General features: G+C 59.0%; 11 protein-coding genes. 6 read left to right on the forward strand and 5 right to left on the reverse strand.

Translation table 11 applies throughout. The features are described from left to right. Window positions 1–225 precede the first annotated feature (225 nt). The gene (gene aroG, locus GWQ27_RS06195; RefSeq protein WP_212540691.1) at window positions 226–1,281 is read left to right on the forward strand and encodes a 3-deoxy-7-phosphoheptulonate synthase AroG; all 1,056 of its coding nucleotides are present in this window, start codon (window positions 226–228) and stop codon (window positions 1,279–1,281) included. Between the two features lie 91 nt (window positions 1,282–1,372). On the opposite strand, the gene GWQ27_RS06200 is transcribed toward aroG, so the two are convergent. After that, window positions 1,373–2,968, reverse strand: coding sequence for a methyl-accepting chemotaxis protein (locus tag GWQ27_RS06200; protein ID WP_219598910.1), 1,596 nt, complete (start codon window positions 2,966–2,968; stop codon window positions 1,373–1,375). A gap of 262 nt (window positions 2,969–3,230) precedes the next feature. Here GWQ27_RS06200 and hutW point away from each other — a divergent pair, with 262 nt between their 5' ends. After that, window positions 3,231–4,598, forward strand: a complete 1,368-nt coding sequence (hutW, locus tag GWQ27_RS06205) for a heme anaerobic degradation radical SAM methyltransferase ChuW/HutW (RefSeq protein ID WP_275906919.1) — start codon at window positions 3,231–3,233, stop codon at window positions 4,596–4,598. 64 nt (window positions 4,599–4,662) lie between these two features. On the opposite strand, the gene xseA is transcribed toward hutW, so the two are convergent. The 4 genes from xseA to GWQ27_RS22250 all read right to left on the reverse strand — a co-directional run bounded on the left by xseA (window position 4,663) and on the right by GWQ27_RS22250 (window position 7,598). Then, window positions 4,663–6,027, reverse strand: coding sequence for an exodeoxyribonuclease VII large subunit (xseA, locus tag GWQ27_RS06210; protein ID WP_275906920.1), 1,365 nt, complete (start codon window positions 6,025–6,027; stop codon window positions 4,663–4,665). Window positions 6,028–6,166: 139 nt separating this feature from the next. Continuing rightward, complete coding sequence (locus GWQ27_RS06215; RefSeq protein WP_265461786.1) at window positions 6,167–6,589, reverse strand: biopolymer transporter ExbD; 423 nt, start codon at window positions 6,587–6,589, stop codon at window positions 6,167–6,169. Beyond that, window positions 6,589–7,341, reverse strand: a complete 753-nt coding sequence (locus GWQ27_RS06220) for a MotA/TolQ/ExbB proton channel family protein (protein WP_275906921.1) — start codon at window positions 7,339–7,341, stop codon at window positions 6,589–6,591. The genes GWQ27_RS06215 and GWQ27_RS06220 overlap by 1 nt, the downstream gene beginning before the upstream one ends. A gap of 2 nt (window positions 7,342–7,343) precedes the next feature. After that, window positions 7,344–7,598 (reverse strand): energy transducer TonB, encoded by a 255-nt coding sequence (locus GWQ27_RS22250; protein WP_345893536.1) that lies wholly within the window; start codon window positions 7,596–7,598, stop codon window positions 7,344–7,346. A 16-nt stretch (window positions 7,599–7,614) separates the two neighbouring features. On the opposite strand from GWQ27_RS22250, the gene GWQ27_RS22255 reads away from it, so the two are divergent. From GWQ27_RS22255 to GWQ27_RS06240, 4 genes are all read left to right on the forward strand, one after another. Next, window positions 7,615–7,827, forward strand: coding sequence for a hypothetical protein (locus GWQ27_RS22255; RefSeq protein WP_345893537.1), 213 nt, complete (start codon window positions 7,615–7,617; stop codon window positions 7,825–7,827). Window positions 7,828–8,906: 1,079 nt separating this feature from the next. Further along, entirely contained in the window at window positions 8,907–10,370 is a 1,464-nt protein-coding gene (gene guaB / locus GWQ27_RS06230) for an IMP dehydrogenase (RefSeq protein ID WP_017412971.1), read from the forward strand. A gap of 83 nt (window positions 10,371–10,453) precedes the next feature. Next, window positions 10,454–12,034 carry a glutamine-hydrolyzing GMP synthase gene (guaA, locus tag GWQ27_RS06235; protein WP_005315336.1) on the forward strand — a complete coding sequence of 527 codons (1,581 nt, stop codon included), beginning with the start codon at window positions 10,454–10,456 and terminating at the stop codon, window positions 12,032–12,034. Between the two features lie 382 nt (window positions 12,035–12,416). After that, window positions 12,417–12,689: a hypothetical protein gene (locus tag GWQ27_RS06240; RefSeq protein ID WP_021141118.1), complete on the forward strand. Its 273-nt coding sequence runs from the start codon at window positions 12,417–12,419 to the stop codon at window positions 12,687–12,689. Window positions 12,690–13,714 lie beyond the last annotated feature (1,025 nt).

Raw genomic sequence — 13,714 nt, forward strand, 5'->3', positions numbered from 1 at the left:
GCCTTTGCGCGGGCTTTTTTTCAGGCATGTTTTCAGGGATCTCTTCACACAAGGCATTTGGCCTTTTCGTCCGGCTTTGAGACAGTGCGCTAGCAGCATTATCCAAACTTGCAAGACACATTCAGAAAATTCCTTGATGGATGATGTAATTTTCTATTTACACCGTCTCTGCTGCGGGCTAGATTGAAGTTTCTTTATCGCAGTCATCTAGCAGGAAGCCTTGTCATGCAGCATCAAACCGACGACGTTCGTATCAGTGAAATCAAAGAGTTATTACCCCCGGTTGCGGTGCTCGAGAAGTTTCCGGCCACCGAGACAGCCTCATCTACCGTGTTTGAATCCCGTCAGGCCATTCACCGGATCCTGACCGGCGAAGATCCGCGTCTGCTGGTGGTGATAGGTCCCTGCTCAATCCACGATCCGCTTGCGGCACTGGAATATGGCAAGCGTCTCAAGACCTTGCGTGACGAGCTCAAGGGGCAGCTGGAAATCGTGATGCGAGTCTACTTCGAGAAGCCCCGCACCACAGTGGGCTGGAAGGGGCTGATCAACGACCCTTACCTCGACAACACCTGCAAGATCAACGACGGCCTGCGCATCGGTCGCAAGCTGCTGCTGGATCTCAATGACATGGGGCTGCCGACCGCCTCCGAATTCCTCGACATGATCACCCCGCAATACGTGGCGGATCTGATGAGCTGGGGTGCCATCGGTGCCCGCACCACCGAATCCCAGGTGCACCGTGAGCTGGCCTCCGGTCTCTCCTGCCCTGTGGGTTTCAAGAATGGCACCGACGGCACCATCAAGGTGGCCATCGATGCCATCGGTGCCGCCAGCGCGCCGCACCACTTCCTGTCGGTCACCAAGTATGGCCACTCCGCCATCGTCGCCACCCGGGGCAACCCGGATTGCCACATCATTCTGCGCGGTGGCCGCGAGCCGAACTACAGCGCCGCCCATGTTGACGAGGTAGTGAAGGGGCTGGACAAGGCCGGTCTGCCGCAAAAGGTGATGATCGACTTCAGCCACGCCAACAGCAGCAAGCAGTTCAAGAACCAGATGCTGGTGGCCGAAGATGTGGCCGGTCAGCTGCGTGCCGGCAGCAAGGCTGTGTTTGGCGTCATGGTGGAGAGCCATCTGGTGGAAGGCCGTCAGGATCTGGTGGAAGGGTGCGAGCTCACCGTCGGTCAGAGCATCACGGATGCCTGCATCGGTTGGGCCGATACCGAAGTCCTGCTGCGCAATCTGGCGGATGCGGTGGCTACCCGCAACGCAGGCTGATCTGTGCCCGCCCGCGGCTGGCCCCGCAGGCAAACAGCAAGAAACTAAAAAGCGCGACCTCATGGTCGCGCTTTTGCTGAGTACAGCTGTCTTACCAGCGGTACGTCTTGAGCAACTGATCCAGCTTCTTGCACTGTTCTACCAGCTGGATACTGGCGAGATTGGCGGCGTGGGCCTGACCCAGGGTGTCGTTGGAGGTGTTGCGAATGTCGCTCACCGAGCTGTCCACTTCGCTGCAAACCCTGTCCTGCTCCTCGGCAGATTGCGCCATCTGGGCGTTGAGGTCGTTGATGCTGGCGATGCGACCTATGATGTTCTGCATGGCGGCCAGGGTGGCTTCCGTTTTGTGAATGCTTTCATCTGCTTTGGATTTTGCATCCCCGATCACCTCAACGGCGCTCTGTGCCTCTTTTTGCAGCGCGGCAATCATCTGGGAGATCTCCTCGCTGGCGGCGCGACTGCGGTTGGACAGGGCCCGCACTTCGTCGGCGACCACCGCAAAACCGCGTCCCTGTTCACCGGCGCGAGCAGCCTCGATGGCGGCATTCAGCGCCAGCAAGTTGGTCTGATCCGCTATGCCCTTGATCACCTCCAGCACGCCATCGACGGCCAGACAGCGGCTGTCGAGCTGCTGGATCACCCGGTCGACCCGCTCAATTTCGGCCGACATCTCCCCCATGTCGGTGATGGAGTGCTGGGCGAGGCGGCTGGTGTTGGCGGCATCCTGGTTGGTGAGGGCGGAGAGTTCGGCACTGTGGCGGGCATGCTCGCGCACCTCGTGGGAGCTGGCGGCCAATTCGCTGACGGCGGCGGCGACCTGGGTCGTCATGCCCTCCTGCTGGCGGGCCGAGCCTTCGGTCTGGGTGGCGACCTGACGGATCTGGTTTGACTCCTGATAGAGCTGCTGAGTCGCGTGCTCCACCTCCTGCAGGCTGTGGCGAAAACCTTGCACCATGTCACTGACGGCGCGGGTCATCTGTCCCAGCTCATCCTGGCTCGGATTGAGCAGGGGGAGGGAGAGATCCCGCTCCTTGGCCATGCGGGTCATGGTCAGTTGCAGGTGGCGCACAGGTCGCTTGATGTAGTGTTGCAGCACCCAGGCCAGCAGCCCGAAACCGAGCCCGAACACCACCACCAGGCTGCCGCTCAGGATCAGGTTGTTATGGCGGATCTCGCCAAAGGTGTGGCTGAGATCGTAACTGATCCGCACTGCCCCCATGACGGTGCCTTCCGCCACCTGATGGCAGGTGGTGCATTGGGTGCCGCGATACTCTTTGAAAGCCTTGAAGGGTTTGATCAAGGTGAGCTGGTTGCCCTGCTGCTCGAGGATGGTCTCTCCCTGGACTATGGCTCTTTCATCCAGGCTGTCCTGCACCTTCTGATCCGGGTGGCCGGGTCCGAACAGGTCGCTCACGGCGGGGGCGCGGATCAGACGAGCCTCGACTATCCCGGCCTCGCTCTTGAGCTTGGTCTGCACGATTTGTCGATTGGCCATGCCGCCAGTCATCATGAGAACGTTGAGTTGATCCATGTAGGTGTTGGCAGCACTGTCGACTTTTTCACCGGCCAGCCTGATGGCAAGATCTCGCTGCAACCAGGCGGAGAGTTCGAAACTGAGGGCGAAGGTACAGCCGATGACCAGGGTGAGAGGGAGAAAAATTTTCCAGTTTAGTGACAGGTTTTGCATAGTTAGCTGGTCCATGCGCAGGTGGGCGATCGTCAATGGTGGGCGACTCTCCCCACGCTCGCTCGTCAGGAAGGGGGAGATGGTTCTCTATCGGCACACCCTACCTCATCTTGAGTAAATTATCTGTTAACTGGATCCATGATAGAGGTTAATAGTGAGTAGCAAAGGTGAGCTGGATGAGATTGGTTTGATCCAGCACAAACCGGGCATTAATTGATAGTGGTTATCATTTGCATTATTTCCATGTGGTAACCAGCCAGCGATGACATTACACCTGACCCCGACCATGACCGGACTCTCTACGCCGGATCCTCTCAAGTTTGCCTTCAGCGCCAAAACCTCTGCCCACGCCAGCCGGGGCGGCATTCGCCCCTTTTCCCTCGACGATGCAGGCTGGCAAGCCTGGTGGCAGCAAGGGAGCCAGGCCGATGAGCGTGCGCTTTACATCCATGTTCCGTTTTGCCGAAAGCGCTGCAGCTTCTGCAATTTCTTCGAAAATGGCGCCAATCCGGCGCGCATGAGCCGCTATATGGCCGCCTTGTGCGACAGCCTGAACCGGGCAGCGGATACTCCCTTGGCCCAAAGCAGACCCTTTTCGGCTGTCTATGTGGGAGGTGGCACGCCGACCGACATGGCACTCGAGGATCTGGCGAGGCTGGCCAGGGCGATTCAACGCTTTCCACTGACCCTGGATGCCGAGGTGACCCTGGAAGGGCGCCTCAACGGTTTTGATGATGCCAAGTGGCAGACAGCGCTGGCGGGGGGCTTCAACCGCTTCTCGTTCGGGGTACAGAGTTTTGACACCCGGGTGCGCCAGCAGGCGGCCCGCTTCGATGACAGGCAGACCCTGCTGGCCCGTCTCGGCGAGCTGACCCAAGATGATGCGGCCGTAATAGTGGCGGATCTCATCTTTGGCCTGCCGGGTCAGGATGATGCCGTGTGGCGCCAGGATATTGCGGATGTGATGGCAAGCGGGGTACACGGCGTGGATCTCTATCAGCTCATCCCCATGGCGGGTACCAACCTCGAGCGGGCCGAGGCGAGCGGCAAACTGGGCTGGGCGGCCGATGGTCAGCAACGGGCCGCCATGTATGCCTACGGCGCCCAGACGCTGGAGCAGGGCGGCTGGCAGCGGCTCTCCTGCAGCCACTGGCGGCGCAATGAGGCCGAGCAGAGCCGCTACAACCAGATGGCCAAGCGCGGCGCCGAGATCCTTCCCTTCGGGGCGGGGGCCGGAGGCAACGTGCATGGCCATGGCCTCATGTATGGCCGGGATCTGGCCCTCTGGCACGAGGCGCTGGCAGACGGTGTGCGAGCGCCTGGCATGGTGATGGGGCAGAACCCCAATGCTCCCATGGACGGCCTGCTGCGCGGTGCCCTCGACAGCGGCAGGTTGACGCTGGATCGCCTGCCCGCGCCGCTGAGGGCCCATCTGCTGCCGCTGTTTCAGGCTTGGCAGTTGCACGGGCTGGCAGCGTTGACGGAGGACACGCTTGTGTTGACCCTGGCGGGGCGTTTCTGGAACGTCAATCTGCAGGCGGGCTTGTTCGAGTTCTTGCAGCTCAACCCGATGGACGGTACTCGGAGAGCCGTTAATTCGACTGAAGCCGTGCGTCACTCGCTGGTGTAACAGGCTGGCGTCAAAAAGAGGGGGGAGATAAAACAGGGGCACTTTTCAGTGCCCCTGTTTTTAGTCATCGGTTGTGCACTTCTTCTACCCGCACCTGCAGATGCCCCTCTGCGAGCGTGGTGACCAGGGTTTGCCCGGCGTTCACCTGAGCGGCGCGGTTGATCACGTCGCCGCTCTGGGTGCGGGTGATGGAGTAACCGCGCCCCAGGGTGGCGAGCGGGCTTACGCCGTCGAGGCGGGCAGTCAGCATGGCGAGGCGATGGCTGGCCTGATCCTGGCGCTTGGTGATCAATGCATGCAGCCGCTCTTGCGCCTGTTGGTGGCGACGACGACCGATTGCCAGCAGCCGCTCCGGGCTTTTGGCCTGCAGGCGAAGTTCGAGGTTGGCGAGGCGCCTCTCCCCCTGATGCAGCCGCTGGTTCAGCAGTTGCTGCAAGCGGGCGGAGAGCTCGTCGAGACGTTGGGATTGCTGCTCCAGTCGGCGTTTGGGATCCTGATGGTCGAGCCGCTTTTGCAGCAGCACAAAGCCGTGGCGGGCGGCGGTTTGGTGGCGATTAATCACCTGCACCAGTCTCTGCCATAGGTGGGCGAGGCGCTGGGCGCGAGCGCTTTGATCCGGTGCCACCAGTTCGGCGGCAGCCGATGGTGTGGGGGCGCGAAGATCAGCGGCAAAGTCGCTGATGGTGACATCCACCTCATGGCCCACAGCGCTGATCACCGGAATGGCAGAGTTGGCGATGGCGCGCGCTACCACCTCTTCGTTGAAGCACCAGAGATCTTCAAGGGAGCCGCCGCCGCGACCGACGATCAGCACATCCACCTCGGCGCGGCGGTTGGCCAGGGCAATGGCCGCCACTATCTGGCCGATGGCAGCGCTGCCCTGCACCTGTGTCGGGTAGATAAAGATGGGCAGATCCGGGGCGCGGCGTTTGAGCACTGTCAGCATGTCGTGGAGGGCGGCGCCGGTGGCGGAGGTAACCAGCCCCACGGCGCGCGGTTCGCGAGGTAGCGGCCGTTTGCGGCCCTCGTCAAACAATCCTTCTGCCCCTAGCCGGCGCTTGAGCTCTTCAAAGCGCAGGGCCAGCACGCCGTCGCCAGCGGGTTGCATCGATTCGATGATGAGCTGATAGTCGCCGCGGGGCTCATAGAGGGAGACTCGGGCCTGTACCAGCACCTGCATGCCATCTTGCGGGCGAAACGCCACCCGCCGGTTGTTGCCCTTGAACATGGCGCAGCGCACCTGGGCGCCCAGATCTTTTAGCGAGAAGTACCAGTGGCCCGAGCTTGGCATCGCCAGATTGGAGAGCTCCCCCGTCAGCCACACCAGCCCCAGATCCTGCTCCAGGATCATGCGCACGGCGCTATTGAGGCGGGTGACGGTAAAGACCTGCTGTTGTCTGGTTTGGCTGGATTCGTTGCTGTGATTCAAGGCTGACCCTGCTGATATGCCCCCAAGGCAAGGGGGGAGAAGACAATGGCGTCATCTTAACGCAGTTCGCACCAAGAGCCGAGCCCAGGGATGGCTCGGCTCTTCATCGACATCAGGGTTACATTTTTTGCACCAGGGGTTAGCCTGCATCCGGTTGGCTCACAAAGGCAATCTTGTGCAATCCATGCTGGGACGCCTGCGCCATCACCCTGGCTATGATGCCGTACTCGACCCGCTTGTCGATGCGCAGCTGGATCTCGGGCAGCTCCCCCTCGGCCTTGCCGGCAGTCTCCATCTGGGCGAGCAGGGCGGCCTCATCGACCTCCTTGTCGTTCCAGTAGAGTTTGCCGGCCCCATCGATGGCGAGGGTGATGTCCTCCTTCTCCGGCTGATTGAGCTGGCTGCTGGCTTCGGGCAGCTCGAGCTTGACCGCATTGGTGAGCAGGGGGGCCGTGATCATGAAGACGATGAGCAGCACCAGCATGACGTCGATCATGGGGATCATGTTGATCTCGGAGAGGGGCTGATCGTCCCCGTCGTCCGACAATTTGCCAAATGCCATTACCCGTGCCCCTTCTTGGTTTCCCGCTCGGCCAGCTGGGTCACGTTGGAGGCGCGCTGTTCAAATCCCGTCACCAGCAGGGCAAACAGGTCGTAGGCAAAGGCCTCGAGCGCGGCTAGCTTGAGGCGATTGCGCCGCACAAAGAAGTTGTAGACAAGCACAGCCGGCAGGGCGACGGCGAGGCCAAAGCCGGTCATGATCAGGGCCTCACCCACGGGGCCTGCCACTTTATCCAGGCTGCTCTGGCCTGCCGCACCTATGGCCAGCAGCGCATGATAGATGCCCCAGACGGTACCGAACAGCCCGATAAAGGGGGCCGCCGAACCCACCGAGGCGAGAAAGGCAAGGCCCCGTTCCAGCCGTACCCGCTCATGGGTAATGGCCTGGCGCAGTGCTCGCAGTAAAAACTCATCCGGTGAACCCAGCTTGAGCGACACAGCTCGTTCATCGGCCCGGTTCAGCAGCGTTACCGCAGCCAGCGCCGCACTGGTCACACGCCCGTAGGCCTCCTGCGGGGGGAGATGGGCCAGCTGGCGCTCCATATCCTGCACGCTTTCGTGCTGCCAGAAGCGGGTCACGAATTGTGCGTTGAGGCGGCGCTCGCGCTGCCCAAGCACTATTTTCAGCAGGGTGTAATAGCAGGTGCCGAGGGACATCAACACCAGCAAAATAAAGGGAAGCAGTCCCACACCGGTATTTTGACTGAGTAGATGGTAAACCCCCATACCGTTACTTGTTATTTCCGGATCCATAGTTAAGCCCTTAATTGAAAGAGAATGGTGACCTTTGTCCAGGCCTCGACGGCCGCATTGTTCTGTTTGGCGGAAATAAAGCGCCAGCGACTGACCGTCTTGCGTGCCGTCATATCCAGCCGCCGATAACCGCTGCTTTTATCTACTTCTACCGAGGAGGCGGTGCCATCGGCTGCCACCCGCACCTTCAGGATGACGCGTCCTTCCTCACCCCTTCTTCTGGATTCATAGGGATAAGGTGGCTCAGGGTTGTTCAACCGCGGATCACGAGCGATGGGTGCGCTGCTGCCAGCCCCATTGCCGCTCTGCCGGGACTTGATCGGGGTGGTGGCACTGTCGCCTTGTCGGGTATCGGCCGATATCGGCGTGGCAGGGGCTGCTCTCTCCGCGACCGGTTCTGCCTTGGCAATTGGAGTGGCCTTGGGGGTTGGCGGTCTGGGTACTCTGGGTGCCGGTTTGGGAATGGGCTTGCTGGCCGGTTTTTGAACTGCCCGCTTTTGGGCGGGTATCGGTTTTTTTACGACAGCTTGAGCTGGGATTGCTGCCGCTGCCGCTGCCGCTGCCGCTGCCGCTTTGGCCGGTGCGTCATTGACGCTGGCATCGCCGACCCAGCGGGCAGACAGGGTCAGCGGCAGGGGGGGCGTGATGGCTGCAGGGCGGTTTTCATATATCAGCCACAAAACAGCCAGGTGCAAGACGACAGTGATGGCAAGGCAACACAGGCGGACCGAACCAGGGTTGTCAGCGGTCAGCGCTGGCCTCGGATTACAAGCCTCCATCACTTCTCTATCCTCCTGATATTCATACTCAAACAGTGTGCTTTAAGCCCTGAACGCAGGCTCCAATGGCGGCAGCATGCCCCATACCCAGCACCTCAAACAATAACTATTATCAATCGCGTTTTAATCATGTGGTGCACGTTTCAGCGTCGATCAGGGGGCCTGTTCAGAGCGAATGCTGGAATGAAAAGACGCGAGAGGGGTCAGGTGAAATTATAAAATTAATTAAACCCCTCTATTTTCAGTTCTATTTTTCATGAGCAAGTCAAGGTGCTTAAATATTCTGGTGAGGATTTTTAGATTTGTTTATTTGGTGGCTTTCTGAACATCAAAAATAGCGTTTATTTTGTTGTCTATCTTGTCAAAGATAATCAATGAGGGTCCAGTGATAGATAGCGACAGGTGATGGTCATTATTTTAAATGGATATTGATCAATATATTCACAATCGTATTCAGGTATGGGCGATGAGGATCTTGTGTTGTCGGCTCATGCTCCGGTTTGCGAGGGGAGGGGTGCCGTTGAGGGACTGGAGTGGGGAAGGGGGCGCAGCCGTTGGCAAGAAAAAGTCGTCGGGCGCTTTTTGCATAAAACAGCAGTCTGGCAACTCTTCTGCCCCCAAAGTGCCCTTTTAGGACTGATAATCTTGGTTTTTTGGCCCCTTGGCACGTCAAACACGGGCTACGCCATAAAAAATTCAAAAAACTTCTTTACCAGTGACCAATCGGTGAGTAAACTTCGTCGGCAATATTTTACACCCCCACTTCCTCAACGGTGAGATATTGCCATGCTCAGGATTGCCAAAGAAGCGTTAACCTTCGACGATGTACTGTTGGTTCCCGCCCACTCCGATGTTCTTCCCAATACTGCCGATCTGCGTACCCAGCTGACATCCTCTATCAGCTTGAATATCCCCATGATTTCCGCTGCCATGGACACAGTGACCGAAGCCCGTCTGGCTATCGCACTGGCCCAGGAAGGGGGCATTGGCTTTATCCACAAGAACATGTCCATCGAGCAGCAGGCTGCAGAAGTGCGCAAGGTCAAGAAGTACGAGAGCGGCGTGGTCACTGATCCCGTCACAGTACGCCCTGACATGACCATTGCCCAGGTCAAGGAGCTGAGCCACAAGAACGGCTTCGCCGGCTACCCGGTCGTGACCGAGGGCAACCTGCTGGTCGGTATCATCACTGGCCGCGACGTGCGCTTCGTGATCGATCTCTCCCAGACAGTCGAACAGATCATGACCCAGAAAGATCGTTTGGTGACAGTGCGTGAAGGGGCTCCTCGTGAAGAGGTGGTTGCCCTGATGCAAAAGCACCGTATCGAGAAGGTGCTGGTGGTCAACGCCGATTTCAAACTCAAGGGCATGATCACCGTCAAAGACTTCCAGAAAGCCGAACGCAAGCCGAACGCCTGTAAAGACGAGCGCGGCCGCCTGCGCGTCGGCGCTGCCGTCGGTGCCGGTGCCGGTAACGAAGAGCGCGTTGCAGCCCTGGTGGAAGCCGGTGTGGACGTGCTGCTGATTGACTCCTCCCATGGCCACTCCCAAGGCGTGCTGGATCGCATCAAGGCGACCCGCGATGCCTATCCTGAGCTGCAAATCATAGGTGGCAACGTGGCCACTGCCGCTGGCGCCCTGGCACTGGTCGCCGCTGGCGTCAATGCCGTCAAGGTGGGTATCGGTCCTGGCTCCATCTGTACTACCCGCATCGTGACCGGTGTCGGTGTCCCCCAAATTACCGCCATCTCCGACGCCGTTGACGCGCTGGAGGGCACTGGCGTGCCCGTGATTGCCGATGGTGGCATCCGCTTCTCCGGCGACGTGGCCAAGGCCATCGCCGCTGGCGCCAGCTGCGTCATGGTGGGCTCCATGTTCGCCGGTACCGAAGAGGCGCCGGGCGAAATCGAGCTCTATCAGGGCCGCTCCTTCAAGTCCTACCGTGGCATGGGTTCTCTGGGCGCCATGTCCAAGGGCTCCAGCGATCGTTACTTCCAGACCGACAACGCCGCTGACAAGCTGGTGCCGGAAGGGATCGAAGGGCGCGTGCCGTACAAGGGCCGCCTCAAAGAGATCATTCACCAGCAGATGGGCGGCCTGCGCTCCTCCATGGGCTTGACCGGCTGCGCTACCATAGACGATATGCGCACCAAGGCCGAGTTCGTGCGCATCTCCGGCGCCGGGATGAAAGAGTCCCACGTCCACGATGTGACCATTACCAAAGAAGCCCCCAACTATCGGATGGGCTGATAAAACGGGGCTGCGGCCCCGTTTCTCCACCAGTTTTTATCCCCGAGCCTTTTGTTACAACATCAGCCTGATGCAGGAATAAAATGACTAAAGACATTCACCAGCACCGTATCCTGATCCTGGATTTCGGTTCCCAGTACACCCAGCTTATCGCCCGCCGTGTCCGTGAAATCGGCGTCTACTGCGAACTGTGGGCCTGGGACGTGACCGAAGAGCAGATCCGCGAATTCAATCCGAGCGGCATCATCCTCTCCGGCGGCCCCGAGTCCGTGACCGAGGCTGGCAGCCCCCGTGCCCCCGAGTATGTGTTCAATGCCGGCGTGCCTGTGTTCGGCATCTGCTACGGCATGCAGACCATGGCAGAGCAGCTGGGTGGCAAGGTGCAATCCTCCACCGAACGTGAATTCGGTTATGCCCAGGTTGAAGTGCTGGGCCAGACCAATGCCCTGCTGCGCAGCATCGAAGATGCCATCGCCCCCAACGGCAATGCGCTGCTGGACGTCTGGATGAGCCACGGCGACAAGGTCACCGCCATCCCGGCCGACTTCACCACCATAGCCCAGACTGCCACTTGCCCCCATGCCGCCATGGCCTGTGAGTCCAAGCACTTCTACGGCGTGCAGTTCCACCCGGAAGTGACCCACACCCGTCAGGGTGCCCGCATGCTGGAGCACTTCGTCAAGGACATCTGCGGCTGCGAATGCCTGTGGACCCCGGCCACCATCATCGACGACGCCGTTGCCCGCATCCGCGAGCAGGTGGGTGACGATGAAGTGATCCTGGGCCTCTCAGGCGGTGTCGACTCCTCCGTGGTCGCCATGCTGGTACACCGTGCCATCGGTGATCGCCTGACCTGCGTCTTCGTCGACAACGGTCTGCTGCGCCTGAACGAGGGTGAGCAGGTGATGGAGATGTTTGGCGATCATTTCGGTCTGAACATCATCAAGGTCGAAGCCGAAGAGCGCTTCCTCTCCGCCCTGGCGGGTGAAGATGAGCCGGAAGCCAAGCGCAAAATCATCGGCCGCGTCTTCGTCGAAGTGTTCGACGACGAAGCCAAGAAGCTGAAAAATGCCCGCTGGCTGGCACAAGGCACCATCTATCCGGATGTGATCGAATCGGCCGCCAGCAAGACTGGCAAGGCCCACGTCATCAAGTCCCACCACAACGTCGGCGGCCTGCCGGCCGAGATGAAGATGGGTCTGGTCGAGCCGCTGCGCGAGCTGTTCAAGGACGAAGTGCGCCGCGTCGGTCTGGAGCTGGGTCTGCCCTACGACATGCTCTACCGTCACCCCTTCCCGGGCCCGGGTCTGGGCGTACGCGTCCTTGGCGAAGTGAAGAAAGAGTACTGCGATATCTTGCGCCGCGCCGACGCCGTCTTTATCGAAGAGCTGCGCAAAGCCGACCTCTACAACCAGGTCAGCCAGGCGTTCGCCGTCTTCCTGCCGGTGCGCTCTGTTGGCGTCATGGGCGATGGCCGCAAGTACGACTGGGTGATTGCCCTGCGCGCCGTCGAAACCATCGACTTTATGACCGCCCACTGGGCCCATTTGCCCTACGACTTCCTGGGTCATGTGTCGAACCGCATCATCAACGAGATCAATGGCATTTCCCGCGTGGTGTACGACGTATCCGGCAAGCCGCCCGCCACTATCGAATGGGAATAAGCGGCTCGCGCCCTTCTGCCCTTCGAGCATAAAAATGCAAAAAAGACGCCCTTGCGGCGTCTTTTCTTTTTCCAATCGTTTGCGCCTCAATTTTCTGCTCATTAGCCGCTTTTGGACCTCCTCGCCCCTGTCAGATATGACAGAGGCGCTTTGCGGATCCGGTACTAGGCTCTGCCATGCCAATTGAGACCGGTGCTGTGAGGCGGCGATCGTGGCAAAGGGGAGGGCCAACAGGCGCGTCAGCCAGCGCAAGATGGCCCATCGTCATACCATCGAACTTTCTCGGTATGTCACCCCAGTGGAGACCAGCAACCACTTGAATCAACGGGGCGGAACCCGAACAGCCATACGAGTAGGGACAAGAGATCACGGAGGGTTTGTTATGTCAGAACAAGCAGTGTTGGTGGGTGGATGGACCGCATATCACAAGCTGACCGCCGAGGATCAGGCGGTATTTGACCAGGCGCTGAAAGGATTTGTCGGGGTGCAGTACGTACCCTTTGAAGTCTGCACCCAGGTGGTGGCCGGCACCAACTACCGCTTCAAGTGCAAGAGCACAGTGCCGCTTGCCAAACCGATCCATGGCGAAGCCGTGGTGCAGATCTTCAAGTCACTGGACGGGGATGCCCATATCACCTCCATTACCCCAATCTGATAGGGTTGTGGGGCAAGGCGGGGAGGGGGATAACCTCCAGCCGGTTGGCTCTAACAACCAGCAATAAGAAAGACGCCTTAGGGCGTCTTTTCATTTTCCAATCGTTTGCGAGAAAATTTTTCCCCTGGCGCGGGGATTGGAGATCGTGTTGCCAACCTCGTAAGTTCGTCCTTGACTCGATCGGCGGAACGTCGTCTATAGCTTCCGCACATTGCGACAGGCTGTTGCCTCTCCAGGCAGGGGAGGGGGGAGCAAATCCTGTCCGTCAGGTGCCATGCGAGTAATGGAGCCGGACATCGTCGTTTCGATGCCCCATATTGATGCGAGATGGTGATACTAGCGGCTGATGCCCCCCCAAGATGGGGTAATTTCTTGATCTGGCTTGGGAAATGCTCACCTTCCGCTTTTTCTTGTCGCTCTCGCTCGCTAGGATAGTTGTCTGGATATGGCCTCTTTGGAGTCACCTATGAACCAGACCAGAGATACCACATGGGTCAAAGGCAGCAAATGGGAGGCTGCCCTGCGGTAGCCTTGCTGTTATTCGGGAATGGCGCGTGCACGCCGAGCGCCAGTGGGGGGCGTAGTGCATGGAAGGGTATGAAACAGCAGATCCAGTCCTAACAGGACTTTTCTGTACGGGTGCAGCGGTGATGCAAGTACACTAGAGTCCAGATTTGTTCACCTAGGCGGGGTTTGTGTCCAAACAGCTAGGTACTTGCCGTTATCAGAAGACCCGGCTTTAACGACAAAATATTTACAAACTGTTGGCCCATGAGTTTGATGTCCAGCAACCCAATCAGATGTGGTATGGCTACGTCAGCTATGTCTAGACTGGTGGGGAGTCGATATTACCTAGCTCCTGTACTCGATCTATACCCACCTAGTCGTGTGTTAGGCGAGGTTTGATAAGCCTGACGTAGAGCATGATTCGGTGGGGAAACTGTTGATATAACGCACCGATGGTGTGTGTTTAGAATTATTAAAATAGATTGTTTTTCATAAACAGGCTATATAAATCAACAGGA

The sequence above is a fragment of the Aeromonas sp. 5HA1 genome (genome assembly GCF_029237245.1).
GTDB classification, from domain to species: Bacteria; Pseudomonadota; Gammaproteobacteria; order Enterobacterales; family Aeromonadaceae; genus Aeromonas; species Aeromonas salmonicida.